Annotated in this window: 9 protein-coding genes; 5 read left to right on the top strand and 4 right to left on the bottom strand. The window is 48.1% G+C overall.

Translation table 11 applies throughout. The features are described 5' to 3' along the window. Positions 1-233: 233 nt before the first annotated feature. The 3 genes from GKS34_RS14245 to GKS34_RS14235 all read left to right on the top strand — a co-directional run bounded on the left by GKS34_RS14245 (position 234) and on the right by GKS34_RS14235 (position 3728). Positions 234-1124 carry a hypothetical protein gene (locus GKS34_RS14245; protein WP_163385524.1) on the top strand — a complete coding sequence of 297 codons (891 nt, stop codon included), beginning with the start codon at positions 234-236 and terminating at the stop codon, positions 1122-1124. A 343-nt stretch (positions 1125-1467) separates the two neighbouring features. Next, the gene (locus GKS34_RS14240; RefSeq protein WP_163385523.1) at positions 1468-2925 is read left to right on the top strand and encodes a sulfatase family protein; all 1458 of its coding nucleotides are present in this window, start codon (positions 1468-1470) and stop codon (positions 2923-2925) included. After that, entirely contained in the window at positions 2910-3728 is an 819-nt protein-coding gene (locus tag GKS34_RS14235; protein WP_163385521.1) for a carbohydrate-binding family 9-like protein, read from the top strand. Before GKS34_RS14240 ends, GKS34_RS14235 begins: the two co-directional genes overlap by 16 nt. A gap of 522 nt (positions 3729-4250) precedes the next feature. On the opposite strand, the gene GKS34_RS14230 is transcribed toward GKS34_RS14235, so the two are convergent. The 4 genes from GKS34_RS14230 to GKS34_RS14215 are packed head-to-tail and all read right to left on the bottom strand — an operon-like array spanning position 4251 to position 11175. Beyond that, positions 4251-5717 (bottom strand): glycine--tRNA ligase, encoded by a 1467-nt coding sequence (locus tag GKS34_RS14230; protein WP_163385520.1) that lies wholly within the window; start codon positions 5715-5717, stop codon positions 4251-4253. Positions 5718-5757: 40 nt separating this feature from the next. Continuing rightward, positions 5758-8589, bottom strand: a complete 2832-nt coding sequence (locus tag GKS34_RS14225; protein WP_163385518.1) for a PVC-type heme-binding CxxCH protein — start codon at positions 8587-8589, stop codon at positions 5758-5760. Between the two features lie 4 nt (positions 8590-8593). Then, positions 8594-9463 carry a sugar phosphate isomerase/epimerase family protein gene (locus GKS34_RS14220; RefSeq protein ID WP_163385516.1) on the bottom strand — a complete coding sequence of 290 codons (870 nt, stop codon included), beginning with the start codon at positions 9461-9463 and terminating at the stop codon, positions 8594-8596. Continuing rightward, on the bottom strand, positions 9460-11175 hold the full coding sequence (locus GKS34_RS14215; protein ID WP_163385515.1) for a PQQ-dependent sugar dehydrogenase: 1716 nt from the start codon (positions 11173-11175) through the stop codon (positions 9460-9462). The genes GKS34_RS14220 and GKS34_RS14215 overlap by 4 nt, the downstream gene beginning before the upstream one ends. An 802-nt stretch (positions 11176-11977) precedes the next feature. Here GKS34_RS14215 and GKS34_RS14210 point away from each other — a divergent pair. Beyond that, on the top strand, positions 11978-14404 hold the full coding sequence (locus tag GKS34_RS14210; protein ID WP_163385513.1) for a TonB-dependent receptor: 2427 nt from the start codon (positions 11978-11980) through the stop codon (positions 14402-14404). 1950 nt (positions 14405-16354) lie between these two features. Further along, positions 16355-17788 carry a DASH family cryptochrome gene (locus tag GKS34_RS14205; RefSeq protein ID WP_163385511.1) on the top strand — a complete coding sequence of 478 codons (1434 nt, stop codon included), beginning with the start codon at positions 16355-16357 and terminating at the stop codon, positions 17786-17788. The last annotated feature ends 70 nt before the right edge of the window (positions 17789-17858 follow it).

Below are 17858 nucleotides of genomic sequence, written 5' to 3'. Positions count from 1 at the left end.
TATCAATTACAGGATCCAACAGACCTGGCTTTCCTGAATGCAATTATTAATCTCCAGGTATTTATTAACGCTTTCCCTCCAGGATAAAAATGGCCTGAAAAATTCTTTGGCCGGAATTCACGAAGAACTATTTATCCCTTTATTTCCTGCAAAATATTGTATCATAAAGCAGAATTACGGAATTTTAATACAATTCTTTTTCTGCATTCAATATTTCTTATTATATCTACATCATGAAATACGCTGTAATGTTTCTACTCCCTCTGTTGTTTCCTGGATTGAAACCAGCCTCCTTTCACCAGGTTTTCAGGATCTCTACTGTTCTCTCACCCACTGCACTTCCATCAAATCAAATTGTGAAGGATTTGGACAGCCAACGCGATGACCCGGGTCAAAACCCGTCACCAGAGCCGAAAGCAGCTTTTTATAAAATCGCTTGTTCTGACTGCGAATATTTTACCCAGGAACTTGAAGAAATGTACCATACCAATATCGACGATATTGAGATTCTAGGCTACATTCTTGAGCAACTTAAAACAAAGGGATGTCTGGAAAATGACCCGACGATAAAGATGATACAGGCGCGATTTGATGCCCTAAAGGCGGGCATAGTACAGGAGGATGATCCAGAACCCTTTTCAGCAGACGAGGTTGATAGGCTGGTAAAGGAAGGCAACGCTCATGAAGCCATACGGCTTTTAGAAGTTGCTATTGAAAGGGAAACAGATAGCCTCAGGAAAGGCATGCATTTTCTCCAGATCGCCAACATTCAATACAAAGAATTAAAAGATTTTCCGGAAGCCCGTAAAAATGCCTACCGGGCTACTGAATTGGCAAGCCGCGAAGGTAAAACCTATCTCCTCCTGGGGGATATTTACTTGAGCATGAGTAGGAATTGTGGTGAGAGCTGGCAGGAACGGTTGGCAGCTGTCGCGGCAATTGAAAAATACGAACATGCACGGAACATCGATTCCACCGTGGTAATTGAGGCCAACCGACGCATCTTGAATTTAGGAGGAAGCTTACCCCTGAGAGAGGATGGCTTCCTGCGTCAGGTTAATCCGGGTGATAAAGTTTTAGTAGGTTGTGGCATCAATGAAACGATCACAGTTCGCTTTCAATAGAAGCCTATTCTTTCTGCTTGTTTAACGAACTCTTCCTTCCACGATGCAACCTGTGGTACTTTGTCGCGATGACAACGGATTAAAAAATGTAACGGACCACTTTTCGTATTTCAAAATTTTGAATTTTCCAGGTAACTGTTTTAGCACAGCATATGATGACTACTGGTTAAAAGCCCGGGCCGTGAATGTAGCATTTCATTCCTACCTGTAAATTTCAAAAAGTCTGACCTAATACCGAACAAATTCGCTTTCATAGTGAAAAAACCAATCGTTTCTTGTATCATTAAAGAATAACCCTGGGGAAAAATACCTACTTCCTATAAATAGACCTGATATATCCAAGATGGTAAAATTGACTTGCATTTCACTGCTGATCGTATTGTCCGTTTTCTGGCAAACAAAACACGTAACATCTGGGCCTTCCCGTCCAAATATCCTGATCATCATGGTCGATGACCTGGGTAAAGAATGGATCAGCCAATATGGGGCAGCGGATATTACCACGCCAGCCATTGATGCGTTGGCCGAAAGCGGCATTACTTTTACCAATGCCTATGCCATGCCCCAATGCACCCCTACCAGGGTAACTTTATTGACCGGTCAGTATCCCTTCCGGCATGGCTGGGTAAATCACTGGGATGTTCCCCGTTGGGGTGGAGGAGCCCATTTCGACGAAACACGCTATCCATCTCTGGGAAAAGAATTGAAAAAAGCAGGCTATGCTACCTGTATCGCAGGCAAGTGGCAAATCGATGATTTTCGGGTGGAACCCGACGCCCTAACAAAAAGCGGGTTTGATGACTATTGCATGTGGACGGGCTACGAATCGGGGGTAGCAGCAAGCGCAAATCGGTACCAGGATCCGTATGTTTACACCAAAGAAGGCAGTAAAACCCGTGCAGGGGAATTTGGACCTGATGTTTTTAAACGATTCATCGTCGATTTCATTCAGGAAAATAAAGACGATCCAATGTTCATCTACTACCCTATGGTTCTGACACATACCCCCTTCGTGAACACTCCCAATAGCGCAGCACCAGACAGCCTGGGGAAACACAAAGCAATGGTAACCTATACCGATCGCATTACCGGAGAACTGGTAAAAGCGCTGGAGGATGCCGGGGTCCGGGACAACACCGTCATTATCTGGACAACGGACAATGGTACCACCGGAGCGATTACAGGAAATCGAAACGGGTTTTCTGTACCAGGGGGAAAAGCAAAAACCATCGAATCGGGCATCAACGTACCCTTCCTGGTAAGCTGGCCCGACAAAATCAAAGCAAACAGGGTTTCGGATGCGCTGATTGACTTTACGGATATTTTTCCCACCTGCCTGGAACTCGCCGGGATCCCGGCAAAAAGGCAAGAGTCTATGGAAGAAAACCAATTTGTGATCGATGGCTTCTCCTTCAAAGATGTCTTACTTAACGGTGACGAATATTCCAGTCGAAAATGGATTTTAGCCATGGGTGGCGGAAACAATGCCGCACGAACCGAAAACGGCGTGGAAAATGAATACCTGTTTCGGGACCGTGTGGTACGAAACAAACAGTACAAGTTGTACATCAATTCGAAACGGGAACCCGAAAAATTTATCGATTTACTAACCGATCCAATGGAAACCACCAACCTGCTCGACAGCTTGGATACCGACGAGAGAAAGCGGCATTTCAAGCAGCTTCGTGAAGTCATTCCTACCTTCCCCGAAAAGGATAGCGACCCAAAGTACACGCCAAACCCTGCTCAGGCCTGGGATGTACCGGTAACCGAACAAAGTCAGGTATGGAAAAAGCAGTAGCCCAGACAGAAACGGATCCGACACTGCTTAAAAGCGGCGGCAAGAAGGACCATTCACAAATTAAAAATACGATGAAAAAAGCGCTCCATAAAGAGAAACAGCCTCGAGAAATGCGTACGCTTTTTGAGCGATACCTGATGGTTTGCACACTTGCTTTGCTGCTTTTTGCCTGTGGAGATCCGGCTTCCTCCCGACTCAACCTGCCAACCCTGTCGGGAGAAATACAGGTTGACGGGCGTATAGACGAAAAAGCCTGGGAACGGGCCTGGATTCACGAGGGATTGATTTCCCCATGGCCCGAGGAAGGAAATGAGGACAAAACTACGTTCAGGGCCTTTAAATCCCCGGAGCACTTCAATTTTTTCTTTGAGGTCAGGGACAATTCCCTGACAATGGTAGCCTTTCAAAACGAGGCATCCGTGGAACAGGAAGATCGGGTGGAACTGTTTTTTTCTAGCGATACTACCCTGGTAAGGTATTATTGCATCGAAATTGACCCGAATGGAAACGTGCTCGATTATTCCGCAGCTTACTACCGCGAGTTTGACCCGACCTGGGATTTTACCAGCAAAGAGCTTGCTACCAAAATCACCGATACCGGGTACTTTGTTGAAGGTAGAATCTCCCTTAACGAACTAAGCGAACTGGGGATTTCATCTCCCTTTTACCTGGGAATCTTCAGAGCCGACTTCAAACGTCCGGTAGGCGAAGCGGTTACCTGGTTTTCATGGAAAAGACCAAAAAGTACGACGCCGGATTTTCACATCCCGTCGGCTTTTGGAGAAACGGTACTAATGAAGTGAACCAACTGTATGAGAAAAATCCTGCTTGACTCGTTACAAGTTGCTTTGCATGTGCCTGCCGCGGCCCGCTGGCGCTAACGATGATGGTTGACAAAGATTTGATGTGGGGATGGTGGGATGTGAATGAGTAACGTGGGGACGAAGAGACTTAGTGAGCGGAACCAAGAATCGTCACTGCGAGTATTTAAAATTGGCATTTACAGAAAGGTAATGACATTTAAATCGGTAAAATGATAAACTAAGAATTGTTTAAAAAAATAGCACTTAACCAATAAATGATTAGACTTTAAGTAATATGTCAATGGTAGGGTGCTGACGTGACCCCAATCGTATTTCATCAACCGTCTCAGCACCCGCGGCAGTCTGAAGGAAGACGTGCACAGCAGGCGTTTTTAACTGCCCTTTTTCGTAATCTTTATGTTTACGCTCCGGATCAGATTGCTCCGCTGTGCTCGCAATGACGGTCGACACCGAATCCGGTCCCTTCGACTCCGCACAGGGACCGGAGCGGGGAGGTAAACATCAAATCTTCTCAAACACGGTCCGGAAACTACAGGCTTCCGACAACCTGCCATGCAGATCGGCAATCGCTACCCGCTCCTGCTCGGTGCTGTCCCGGTGCCGAATGGTAACGGTGTCGTCCTCCAGGGTCTGATGATCTACCGCGATGCAAAAAGGCGTGCCAATCAAATCCTGCCGCGCATAACGCTTGCCAATGGAAGCGGCTTCTTCGTAAATAATATTGAAATCGTACTTCAATTGCTCAAAGATGGCCTTGCCTTTTTCCGGTAAGCCGTCTTTTTTGGTCAGGGGCAAAATAGCCGCCTTGACCGGGGCAATGGCAGGGTGGAATTTCAGGTATACCCTGCTTTTGTCACCACTTTGCTCTTCTGTATAGGCATTGCACAGCGTCATTAAAAACAATCGGTCTGCGCCAATGGAGGTTTCGACCACGTAGGGGATGTAATTCTGGTTTACCTCCGGATCAAAGTACTGCTGCTTCTTTTTACTGAAATCCTGATGGGCTTTCAGGTCAAAGTCGGTTCGGGAATGAATGCCCTCCACTTCTTTGAAACCAAAAGGAAACTGGTATTCGATGTCCAGTGCCGCATTGGCATAATGGGCCAGTTTGTCATGATCGTGTCTTCGGATTTTTTCTTCGGGTATCCCCAGCGCCAGATGCCATTTTACGCGTATTGCTGCCCAATGCCGGTACCATTCCATCTCCGTGCCGGGCCGTACAAAATACTGCATTTCCATTTGTTCAAACTCCCGCATCCGGAAAATAAACTGACGAGCTACAATCTCGTTTCGGAAGGCCTTTCCGATCTGGGCAATGCCAAACGGCACTTTCATGCGTGCGGTTTTCTGTACGTTTAGAAAATTCACAAAAATCCCCTGAGCCGTTTCCGGCCGCAGGTAAATAGTGGACGCATCCTCAGCCACTGATCCTACCTGCGTGGAAAACATCAGGTTAAACTGCCGAATTTCGGTCCAGTTGGCCGTACCACTCATGGGACAGGTAATGCCTTCGTTGATCATCAAATCCCGCAAGGCAGAAAAATCGGCGGCATCCAGCAATTTCCCCATGGCAGCAAGCAATTCCCTGGCTCGCTCTTCTTCTCCTGCCTGTTCGTATTGGGCGGCTTTGTCTTCAATCAACACATCCGCACGGTAGCGTTTCTTACTATCTTTGTTGTCCACCATGGGATCGTTGAAGCTGTCCACGTGACCGGAGGCTTTCCAGGTGGTGGGATGCATAAAAATGGCCGCATCTACCCCCACAATATTATCGTTCAGGCGGGTCATGGATTCCCACCACAAGCGCTTAAGATTATTTTTCAATTCTACCCCATAGGGGCCGTAATCGTAGACTGCCTGCAAGCCGTCGTAAATTTCCGAAGAGGGGTAAACAAACCCATACTCTTTGGCATGGGCGATGATATCTTTAAGCAGATTGCTTTCCTGAGGTTGTGCTGATTTTGCCATGGGCGCAAAATTAACCAAAAACCGATAGTGTACAAGATTTTTACAGATCTCCCTGCATCAGGTAGGCCCGGATATCGGCAATGCCCTGAGCTGTAAGTCCCATTTCTGCCGGTTTGGGCATCAGGCTAAGTGGCACCTGCCGTTTCTCGGCTACCTCGGACGCTGGAATCACAAACCGTTGCCCCTGACTATCCAGCACCGTGACCACCGGACCGTTGGACTGCAGCAGTCCGTAGAGCACGGCCCCGTTTTTCAAGCGAACCAACCAGGCTTCCGAGCCGAATCCAATGGCAGCATCGGGCTGCACAATGGCATTTACCAAGGTAGGAGCATCTATTTTTTGCCGAATTCCGCTCAAGTTGGGGCCAATTTCATTTCCCGACTCCCCGATGCGGTGGCAAACCAGGCAGTTTTGGGCGGCCAGGACCTTCCCTGCTGCTGCGTCGCCCTCAAGTTCATTAACAGCGGCCTCCTCCACTTCCTGTGGCCTGCCAAAAAACTGGGCCAACAAGTGCTTTACAGCGGGTCTGCCTTCGGAAGGCCATTCCTCCGGGAGTTGCGCTTGCAGGGAATCGGGAAAGCTTCCCTTGACCGCCAATAATGCCAGATGCAACCTGCCCTCCGGACTTTCGGCCAGGCTGTTCAGCGCTTCCTGCTGCTCATCCCCGGTCGCCAGGCTGTCGCTTAGCCTATTAACCGAGACCAGGAGCTCGGGTTGGGGCGCGGGCAGATTGTCCAAGGGCGGTTCCCAATCTTCCAGAAATGCCTGCCATTCGTTGTATTTTCTAAATTGCAACCACCAGCGGGCTTTTTCGGCAAGGATGCCTTCCTCATCTGACAAGTCCAGAAACGCTTCTACCGCTCCCTTATGAGGGATAAAGGCCAGGGTTTCCAGAGCTTGCATCCGTTCTTCGGAGCTCAGGGCTTCACTTTGGATCCGAAGCTTCAGGGCAGGAACCGCTGCTTCTGGATGTAATTCCCAAATTAAGGAGGCTTGTGCAGGGCTCCATTTTAGCGGATCCAGTCCTTGCCATTCCGCTTCAAATACTTCATTGGCCCTTTCGCTTAAAGCTATCCCCAGGGAATTCCGGTACCAGGGATCTTTTCCATCATAACCTTCAATCAAGGCGGTATAAAGTGGTGCTGTCTTTTCGTAATCGGTATTCCGTAACAAAATCGCCAATTCCCGCCTGACCAGGGGGTCGGCACTTAATAGTAAGGCCTTCGCCTCCCTCAGAAAGGTCTCCGGAGCATGGGCCGCCAAGGCCCGAACCGTCGTGAGAACCAGTTCGCGGTTGTCACCCTTCAGAAACGGCTTTATTTTTCCTATACCCGGGGCACCCATCCCGGCAAGTAACCATATTGCCCGAGCCTGGTAAAATGGATTGGGAGCATCCAATAGGGTTTCCAATTCTGGAATTACCGCTGCGCCCTGCTTTGGCAGTAATTGCGCTGCTTTGGCGCGCACGTGTACGGCAGGATTACGCAAGGCCGCTACCTGACCGGATACGGTCGCGAAATCGATACTGGGTGTGGGATAGTCCTGCCCTTTTCTGGTGATCCGGTAGATTTTTCCCTGCCCTTCCTTGTCCCGCATCTGATGTCCCCCTACGATGGGATCGTACCAATCGGCCACAAAGAGGGATCCATCCGTTCCCAGGGTAACGTCACTGGGCCGAAACCATTTGCTGGTATCCGCTTCCACCTGATGCCAGATATAGCCTTCGTTGTCCACGTCAACGGATGCGATGAAATTTTGCCTGTCAGCGAGTGAATACCCGGATGCTTCCGGCTTAGGATGATAGCCAAAAATAATGTTTCTTCCCGCATCCGCACTTAGCAGCAATCCACGGTATTCTTCTCCCAGTTCGTCTCCTTCGATGCGCAGCATTCCAGTGGGAGAGCCTGCCCCGTAAATATCGCCTGCAGGCAACACCCCGGGATCGTGTTGGTGCCAATGCGCGTCTGCTATGGTCTGACCAGGCCTTCTATCCGCTTGCCAGGTCCGGTCTCCTTCCTCACTGAAAAATCCGGCATTGCTGCCTTCCATCAGCCAGGTGGTGCGGCAGGAGGCGGTCTGATCATCGTTGTCGCTTTGCCACATATTGCCAAACGAATCCACAAATACCTCGTAGGCATTCCGGAAATTATGGGCCATCACCTCCATTCCGCTGCCATCGGGATTGATCCTGATAATCAGCCCTCCGGTATACACCTTTCCGTCATCGCTTACTTGTGACGGCACATTTTCCGTGCTATAGGGCGTGTATTCATTGTAAACGCTGCCGGAGCGCAGGGTCCAGCCATCTTTGTCTTTTACATGATGAGGCCCGGCATTGCCCGTAATGAAATACCATTTCCCATCAGGACCTAGTTGGCCGGCATGCAAACCGTGGTCATGGTCCTTTCCTCCAAACCCAGTCAAAAAAACCGCTTTATCATCCGGCTGGTCATCCCCGTCGGTATCCGTATACACGATCACATTTGGCGAACAGGAAACGATTACCTGATTACCCACTACTGCAATGCCCAGGGGACTTCGTAAATCCTCGTCTTGCACAAACACCTGTGAGGTGTCCGCCTTCCCATCTCCATCCCGATCCTCCAGAATCATGATGCGATCTCCTGCTTCCTGCACCAGGTGACCATCGGCATTGCGGAAATCACGGTAATTGACGGCCTCTGTAAGCCATACCCTTCCTTTGGCGTCCACATCCATGTTGGTGGGATTGTGAAATAGGGGGCTGCTGGCCCACAAGGTAACTTCCAGATCCTCCGGCACAAACAATAAGGGTGCTTCATCCCGGGAATCCGGGCCACAGGAGAACATGCCAAGCAATAATAGTAGGGCTGAGATCGTGGAATTTTTCAAAGTTCTAATTTTTTATAAGTTGCCTGACAAATTGCAGGTTTTGTTGGTAGGCTGGCAAAATGGCCGCTCCTTTTGGAAGTGCCCCTTCCATAATAATCCAGTTTTTGTAACCTATTTTATCCAGCGTGGATTTCACCCGTTTAAAATCTACCTTCCCCTGCCCCAGCAGGTTCCCGTTTTCCTTAAAATGGATTTCACAAATTTGTTCGGTTCCCAGCAGCTCCATTTCCCGGAAGATATCGTAGCCCATTTCAGTCGCATTGGCTACATCGTAATAGACTTTCACATTGGGAGAACCGATGGCTTCAATAAGCTTTAGGTGTTCTTCGGCGCTAAGCCAGGATTCAATGGCCAGGTTCACGCCCACCGCCTCTGCTTTGGGGGCCACTTTCCGCAGCCTTCGCACCACCTCCGCCTGCCCTTCCGGGTCCTCCCGCAGATCTCCCTCACCAAAAAAAGCCAGCAAGACATTGGTACATCCCAGTGCTTTCGCCACCTCGACGCTGTCGCTCACCCAGGCCTCCGTCTCCGGAGCCGACTTGTAGGGCACCCGGTTCAGTTCGCCGATGGCCAGACTGGCAATGGCCACCCCATGCTCCCGGGAAGCCTCCAAATAAGCCAGCTGAACGGATTTCTGCCGCAGGTGCATGTCATTTTGGGCGGTACCCAAGCTCACCTGCACTCCATCCAACCCAATTTCCCTGGCAAGGCCAAAAACTTCTGGATCGGAGGTCTTGCCTATGGACCAGTCGCAAGCCCCGATGGAAAGGGCGGGAAGGCGCTTCCTGGTATCAGCAAATACCGGATCCAAGGTGGCCATGACTCCCAGGCAGGCCATGCTTTTGAGTAGCTGTCTCCTGTGATAATGTTTCATTGATCCGTTAGTAAAGTTCCTGTCATCCGATACACCTTGCCATCGGCTTTGGTGAAGAGGTACATTTCTCCGGCTTTGTCCCTTGCCAGCCGCAAATCCACCCGGTTGCTGCCAGACAGTTCGGATAGGGGTATGGAGTTGCCATCATAGCTAACGTTCCATTCGTAAACCGGGGCCAGGCTTCCCCGCTCCAAATCGGCCGTTTCCACGTAAAACAGCCGACCATGGACAATATCCCCAAAAAGGTATTTGCCCCGCAATTCGGGGATATCGGTTCCCTGGTATTCATAGCCTCCGGAAATCGCATTGCCTTCATCGTGATCATACATGGCTACCGGATAGGTGTAGCCCAGTTCGGCGTCATTTTCCGGAAGGGGAAAAACCTGATTCAAATCCATTGCCGGTTCGATCACAAAAGGACCTTCCCTGACCGGCCAGCCATAGTCATCTCCGGGCTGCACGATATACAAGGACTCAATCTGCCCCTGTCCGATATTGGTGGCCAGCATTTTCCCATCGGCTGTCCAGGTAATTCGGTGGGCATTGCGAAAACCATGTGCATAAATTTCCGGCAGCCCTTCCTGCTGATCCGCGAAGGGGTTATCCGGAGGAATACCGTAGTTTCCATTATTACTGTTGGTTCCGGATGGATCGATGCGGAAAATGGAGCCCCAGGCCTGCCCGGCCCCATGGGGAATCCAGGGGTGACCGGCTCCCACACTACCACCGTCGCCGATTCCGATATACAACAGGCCGTAATCGGGTTCTCCCTTTTGGGCCAGGGGATTAAAGGTCAACTCTTGCATGCCGTGGATACCTGTAACCATGTCTATCCGGAAAAGCTCCCGGCTTTCTGCCTGTAAAGGCACCTGTAGCGGCTCATTGGTTTTCCATTCGGTCACCACCCACTGCACCGTTGTTTTAATACTGTCTCCATAGGAAAAATCTGCGGGGGCGGTTCCCGGCTTTTCGGTATGACTGGTATATAGTAAGCCGTTATTGCCAAAATCTGGGTGAAAGGCGAAGCTGCCAAAACCGGTAGCCAGGCCGGGTTCGTTGATAAAATCCGGCATTTCCTGCTGCATGTCCAGGTACACTTCGGTTTCTTCCCCCTCCATGCGGTACATTTTGCCCCGCAGGTCCATGATGTACAAGTCTCCCGTTACCGGATGGTAGTCCATTTTGGCAATTCGGGTCCGGGGTTTATTCTCTGCGGAAGCAGGAATGGTACTGATCCATTCCAATTCTACCAGCAGATCAGAGAGGGGAATGGCTTCGGGAATGGGATTCAAAATGGAATCGGCCCGTGCGCCCTCTACCTCCTCCGGTGCCGGATACTGGTGCATGTAGGCAATGATCGCATCGATTTCCTGTTCCTCCAGGTAGCCAAAGGCCGGCATGTAGGTATTGTAACGCTCAAAAACGGCTTTGGCCCGCTCATCCCCGCTTTCGATTACTTCAGTTGGGTTCTTGATAAACCGTCGGAGCCAGTCCAGGGGCTGTTCCCGGGTGATCCCTCCCAAATGGGGCCCAATCCCGTCCTGCTCGAATCCATGGCAACTGCTGCAGTGGGTATCAAATAAATCTTCGCCGCTTTCCAGTGCCGCCTTGTCCATGGGAATCTGTTCTTCCAATTTTGGTTCCCCGGAAGAACAAGACCAGGAAAAAGCGGTGGCCAGCAGAAAAAGGAAATGGAAATATCGGTAGTTCATAAAGGTTAAAGTAGCACTCTCTATTTCTAAAACAATTGACCCGACTAATCTACTTCATTATCCCAAAATAAAAAAACGGAATTTTAAGCGCTTGAAGATGATTCTTACAATTACGAACTCGAGTTCAATCTTCGCTGAATTTGATTTGGCTTCGCCTTCTTTTGTTGGAAATTAACTAACCTTAAATGATATCCCTAGACCATTTAGTCATTTTGAGTGTTGAAGCATCATTTCGAAAGAATTCCAGATATTTTAGGAATTAGCCCTTAATCCTTTATTATAATAGTTTAAATTATCCGCACTTGTGGCCCTAATTTGCTTCGCTGTTCGGAATGTCTTTAATACAAATTATCAATAAATCAAGAAAATAATATAGATGGACGAAAAGAGCGTTGGGCCGACAAAAAACCGGGGAGCGCGACAGGAAGGTGAGGTGAAGGATTTTTTTGTCTTGAAACAAAAAGAACAGGGAACTGAGGGTCAATTAATAGGGCCCAGCGCAAATTTTTAAAACACCTGTAGTACACAAATTTTATCAAACCAACTGTGAAATAAACTTATTAACAGACAATTGCGGATAAGAATATCATTGATTCCCAATAAAATGTAACTGACCATTGTCGAAGTATGGAAAAAGAAACAGTAATAAAAATATGCTTTTGCAAAAACAAGTCCTAATTCCGGTTTAATCAAAAAATGAACCCATTTGATACACTTCTTTCGGCTTTCCTGTAAAAATTCAACTTTCCTACACATTGTATTTCTATCTTTGCAAGAACCCAGAAGATGAAATAACACACCCATGAAAAAAATTTACCTGCCCGGAATCGTCATATTTTTTTTAATCAGCAGCTCCCTATTTGCCCAATCCGATAATTTCGGAGGGATTCGGGGAAAAGTCATCGATCAGGAAGGCAAAGTCCCACTGGGTTTTGCTACTATCAGCGTGTTCGAATCCGAAAGCGCCGAAAAAACACTAGTAAATGGAGGCATCACGGCAGAGGACGGAACCTTTGACCTGGACCTGCCCCAAGGGGAGTTTGACGTTCTCGTGGAGTTTATGGGTTATTTGCCTATTGAAATCAATGACCTGAATATCAACCGGGACAACCGAAGGGTAGATTTGGGCAGCCTGGAAATGGAAGCCGATACCGAAAATCTGGATGAAGTGGTGGTGCAGGGAGAAAAAACCCTGATGGAGCTTTCCCTGGACAAACGTATCTTCAACGTGGGCAAGGACCTGGCCAATGCAGGGGGAACTGCCTCGGATATTCTGATGAATCTGCCATCCATCACCGTGGACCCGGAAGGTGGTGTCAGCCTGAGGGGATCCAGCAACGTACGGATTCTGGTAGACGGCAAACCCTCTGGTTTGGTTAGCTTCAAAGGCAGCAGCGGCCTGCAACAACTCCCTGCGAGCATGATCGAAACCGTAGAAGTCATCACCAATCCCTCTGCCCGCTACGAAGCGGAAGGCATGGCCGGTGTCATCAACATTATTCTCAAAAAAGAAAACAACCAGGGCTTCAATGCCTCCTTCGAGGGAATTGCCGGAAACCCAACCAATTTTGGGTTGGCCGCAAACCTGAACTACCGCCACAAGAAAATCAATTGGTTTGTCAATTATGGCGTGGCCTACCGCCGCGTACCCAGGGAAGGAACCATTCGCCAGGAGGTCAGCAACGCCGATACCAGCTTTTACTCCTATCAAACCACTACGGGTACGGTGAATGGGCTGAACAACAATATCCGGGCAGGCCTGGACTATTTTTTCAGCGAAAACAGCATCCTTACCGGCTCCTACTTGTGGAGAAGAAGCGATGCCAGGCGTTTGACCAATATCCGATATAACGACTACGCGGCAGAAGGTGCCCCACTCGACAGTTACACCCTACGGACTCAGGATGAAGATGAGAAAGAACCCAATTCCGAGTTTAACCTGACCTATAAGCGAAGCTTTGACCAGAAAGGGCATGTTCTTAGTACGGCCATTACCTACCTGGATTACTGGGAAAATTCCGATCAGGTATACACGCAGGATGCTTATTTTCCCGATGGAACAGCCATTCCCGGAGGCTCCCTGCTCCAAACCTCTGTCAACGACGAATTTGACAGGCAATGGCTGCTCCAACTGGACTATACCAAACCTATTGGGTCGGAAGGTAACTTTGAAACCGGAATACGAAGCAGTATCCGCAACATGGAAAATGATTTTATCGTCAGCGAACGGACTGAGTCGGGAGACATGGTAGCCCTGCCCGGTCTGGACGATATTTTCCTATATGATGAAAACATCCATGCCGCCTATGCCATCCTGGGCAATAAGAGCAATAAACTTTCTTATCAGGGAGGTATACGGGCGGAATACACCGATGTGAGCACTACCCTGGTAAAAACCAATGAGGTCAATCCCCGGGATTATGCCAACCTGTTCCCTTCTGCCCATCTAACCTATAACATCAGCCCAGACGATGCCCTGCAGGTCAGTTATAGCCGCAGGATCCGCCGGCCCGTTTACAACGATCTCAGTCCCTTTATGACATTTTCGGATGCCCGGAATTTCTTTAGCGGCAACCCGGACCTGAATCCGGAATACACGGATGCTTTCGAACTCGGCCATATCAAATACATGGAAAAGGGCTCTATTTTCTCCACCTTGTATTATAGAGATACCGAGGACAAAATTGAGCGCATCCGTAGCGTGGATGAGGAGGGTAATGCCACCACCTTGCCTTATAACATAGTGGGCGAACAGTCCATGGGCTTTGAATTCACTACGGACTATTACCCGGTGGAATGGTGGAAGCTGGATGCCAATTTCAACTTTTTTTATGCCAAAATTGACGGCAGCAATGTATTGGACACCTACACGGCCGACACCTACTCCTGGTTTACCCGCCTGACTTCCCGCTTTACCTTAGCCAATGGCCTGGACCTGCAGCTCCGGGGAAATTATGAGGGTCGCAGAAGGGTGGCCCAGGGGGTACAAAAGGCCATTACCTACCTGGACATTTCTGCCAGCAAGGACATCATGAAGGGCCGGGGAACGCTCATTCTGAATGTAATGGATGTATTCAATTCCCGCAGAAATCGTTATGTATTTGAGGGACCTGGCTTTATGACCGAGGGGGACATCCTGCCCAGAAGAAGGCAAATCAACCTGACGCTCAACTACCGGATCAAGCAATCCAAAGCCCAAAGCAAGCCGACTATTTTGGGAGAGGATTAGGTTTTAAGAATGCAAAATTGCTCGCCTTTAAAATATGAGGTTTGAGATATATGGAGATTTTTCCCTCAATAGGATGGTGGCTTTAGCCCCATCCTGATGATTGGATTTCATGATTCTGGCCTTATCCGAAATTGGGGAGAGATTATGGGGGAAATGGGAAATAAATGCTTTACCGGATAAAGGATTTGGCTAAAGCCAATAGGTTTATTGCCTCCTTTTTACCCATAGCTAAAGCAGTTGTCAATTGAGTAATAATTGATTGCTAATCTTTTCTTAATAGGAATGCGGCTTTAGCCCATTCTCTAGAATGAGATTTCATGGACCCCGGCTTTAGCCAAAATTGAGGAGGGTTGTGGGGGAAATTGGATATAAAGGCTTCCCGAATAAAGAGTTTGGCTAAAGCCAATGATGCTAATAATCCAATTAATTGCCTCCAGCTGAAGCAGGAGGCAATTGATCAGTACGGTCCTGTCTATTGTTTTTGATCAATAATCTTTGACCTGTCCCCTTCAATAGGGTGGCGGCTTTAGCCCCATCCTATTGATAATGCCCGCCACCCAGGCTTTAGCCAAAATTCGAGAGAGAATATGGGGGAAATGGTAAATAAATGCTTTACCAGATAAGGGATTTGGCTAAAGCCAATTAGGTGTATTGCCTCCTTTTTACCCATAGCTAAAGCAGTTGTCAATTGAGTAATAATTGATTGCTAATCTTTTCTTAATAGGAATGCGGCTTTAGCCCATTCTCTAGAATGAGATTTCATGGACCCCGGCTTTAGCCAAAATTGAGGAGGGTTGTGGGGGAAATTGGATATAAAGGCTTCCCGAATAAAGAGTTTGGCTAAAGCCAATGATGCTAATAATCCAATTAATTGCCTCCAGCTGAAGCAGGAGGCAATTGATCAGTACGGTCCTGTCTATTGTTTTTGATCAATAATCTTTGACCTGTCCCCTTCAATAGGGTGGCGGCTTTAGCCCCATCCTATTGATAATGCCCGCCAACCAGGCTTTAGCCGAAATTGGGGAGAGAATATGGGGGAAATGGTAAATAAATGCTTTACCAAATAAGGGATTTGGCTAAAGCCAATAGGTGTATTGCCTCCTTTTTACCCATAGCTAAAGCAGTTGTCAATTGAGTAATAATTGATTGCTAATCTTTTCTTAATAGGAATGCGGCTTTAGCCCATTCTCTAGAATGAGATTTCATGGACCCCGGCTTTAGCCAAAATTGAGGAGGGTTGTGGGGGAAATTGGATATAAAGGCTTCCCGAATAAAGAGTTTGGCTAAAGCCAATGATGCTAATAACCCAATTAATTGCCTCCAGCTGAAGCAGGAGGCAATTGATCAGTACGGTCCTGTCTATTGTTTTTGATCAATAATCTTTGACCTGTCCCCTTCAATAGGGTGGCGGCTTTAGCCCCATCCTATTGATAATGCCCGCCACTCAGGCTTTAGCCAAAATTGGGGAGAGATTATGGGGGAAATGGGAAATAAATGCTTTACCGGATAAAGGATTTGGCTAAAGCCAATAGGTGTATTGCCTCCTTTTTACCCATAGCTAAAGCAGTTGTCAATTGAGTAATAATTGATTGCTAATCTTTTCTCAATAGGAATGCGGCTTTAGCCCATTCTCTAGAATGAGATTTCATGGACCCCGGCTTTAGCCAAAATTGAGGAGGGTTGTGGGGGAAATTGGATATAACGGCTTCCCGAATAAAGAGTTTGGCTAAAGCCAAGGATAAATTAAACATTTCCTGCCTTTACCAACAGCTAAAGCTGTTGGTAATTGATCAAAAGGGATCCTGATTTCTATTTTTGATCAATAATCGATGTCGAATCTTTTTTCAATAGGAAATCGGCCCCCATGAATTGGATTTCAAATTCCTGACTTCAGCCAAAATCAGCTTTATGTAAAAAACACTTTGGCTGAACAGGGAGTTTGGTTACCGTATGCGATACGAAAAAGCACTTGTCTGGCTGAGAAATGATCTGAGATGGGATGACAACCTCACCATTAAAAAAGCAACCGAACTTGCCAAGAGCATTGTACCCGTTTATTGCCTGGACCCCCGTCAATTTGGACCGGGAGATTTTGGGTTGCAGAAAACCGGTATTCACCGGGCCAGGTTCTTATTGGAAACCCTCCGGGACTTGCAGGAACAAATCGCTGCAAAAGGAGGAAAACTCCTGCTGCTCAGGGGCCATCCTGAAAAGGAAATACCTGCCCTTGCCCGAGATCTTGGCGCCGGGGTAATCTGCTTTTCCCAGAAAGTTACGGAAGAAGAAATCAAGGTAGAAGAAGTTCTGGAAAAAGAAGCCTGGCAACATGGGATAGCAACTGAAAGCTATTGGCAATCTACCCTTTTCCATATCGACGACCTTCCCTTTCCCGTAACCCAACTACCGGAAATGTTTACCCGCTTTCGCAAAGAATGTGAAAAATTGGTGCAAATTCGGCCGATGGAAACCATTTCCGATCCAGTTCGTTTCACTCCCTTGCCAGAAAATCACAGCATCGAATTACCGGACTTGCAGGAGCTGGGCTGTTCCCATGCCGGGCAGGAGCCGGCAGGGGATATGATTTTCAAGGGTGGTTCTGGTGCTGCCTGGGAAAGAATTCATCACTACTTCTGGCAAACGGAGGCATTGGCCAGTTACAAACAAACCCGAAATGGCCTGCTAGGCGCCGACTATTCCAGTAAATTTTCTCTCTGGCTGGGATTAGGAGCCCTATCTGCCCGGCAGATCTATTGGGAAATCCGGCGTTTCGAATCGGAAAAAACAAAAAACCAGTCCACCTATTGGCTGATATTCGAACTGATCTGGCGGGATTTCTTCCGTTTTATAGCCAAAAAACACGGGAATCGCATTTTCCAAATCCAGGGTATCCAGGACAAGCCGGGGTATTGGAAGGAGGATCGGGAAGTTTTTTTAAAATGGACAGCAGGGGAAACGGGGATTCCCTTTATTGATGCCAACATGAGAGAACTCAACCAAACAGGTTTTATGTCCAATCGGGGCCGACAATTGGTCGCTAGTTTCCTGGTAAACGACCTGGAAATCGATTGGAGATGGGGAGCTGCCTATTTTGAGCAGCAACTGATTGACTACGACCCCTGCAGTAATTGGGGCAACTGGATGTACATTGCCGGGGTGGGCAATGACCCCAGGCAAGATCGCTATTTCAATATCCTGCTGCAAGCCAAAAAATACGATCCTCAGGGGGAATACATTGCCCGGTGGATTCCGGAACTGGCAAAACTAAAGGGATTTGACCGGCACGTTCCCTTCCAGCTTACTTCGGAAACGTTGAAAAAAAACCGCTTGAGGCTGGGGAACGGGTATCCGGTACCACTGGTTTCTTTGGAAAACTGGAGCATCTAGTCCGGAAGAATTTCTAAAACCAACTTTATCAATTCGGTTTTTGGCGCATTCTTGATCCAAAAGTATCGGT

This window comes from Cyclobacterium jeungdonense, from assembly GCF_010994275.1.
Lineage (GTDB): Bacteria > Bacteroidota > Bacteroidia > Cytophagales > Cyclobacteriaceae > Cyclobacterium > Cyclobacterium jeungdonense.
Note: the sequence above shows the minus strand (reverse complement) of the source record. Positions and strands in the feature narration are given on the sequence as shown.

Coding starts and splice junctions, on each gene's coding strand:
- GKS34_RS14205 (WP_163385511.1), top strand. CDS start 16,355: ATGCGATACGAAAAAGCACTTGTCTGGCTGAGAAATGATCTGAGATGG.
- GKS34_RS14245 (WP_163385524.1), top strand. CDS start 234: ATGAAATACGCTGTAATGTTTCTACTCCCTCTGTTGTTTCCTGGATTG.
- GKS34_RS14215 (WP_163385515.1), bottom strand. CDS start 11,175: ATGAACTACCGATATTTCCATTTCCTTTTTCTGCTGGCCACCGCTTTT.
- GKS34_RS14220 (WP_163385516.1), bottom strand. CDS start 9,463: ATGAAACATTATCACAGGAGACAGCTACTCAAAAGCATGGCCTGCCTG.
- GKS34_RS14235 (WP_163385521.1), top strand. CDS start 2,910: ATGGAAAAAGCAGTAGCCCAGACAGAAACGGATCCGACACTGCTTAAA.
- GKS34_RS14210 (WP_163385513.1), top strand. CDS start 11,978: ATGAAAAAAATTTACCTGCCCGGAATCGTCATATTTTTTTTAATCAGC.
- GKS34_RS14230 (WP_163385520.1), bottom strand. CDS start 5,717: ATGGCAAAATCAGCACAACCTCAGGAAAGCAATCTGCTTAAAGATATC.
- GKS34_RS14240 (WP_163385523.1), top strand. CDS start 1,468: ATGGTAAAATTGACTTGCATTTCACTGCTGATCGTATTGTCCGTTTTC.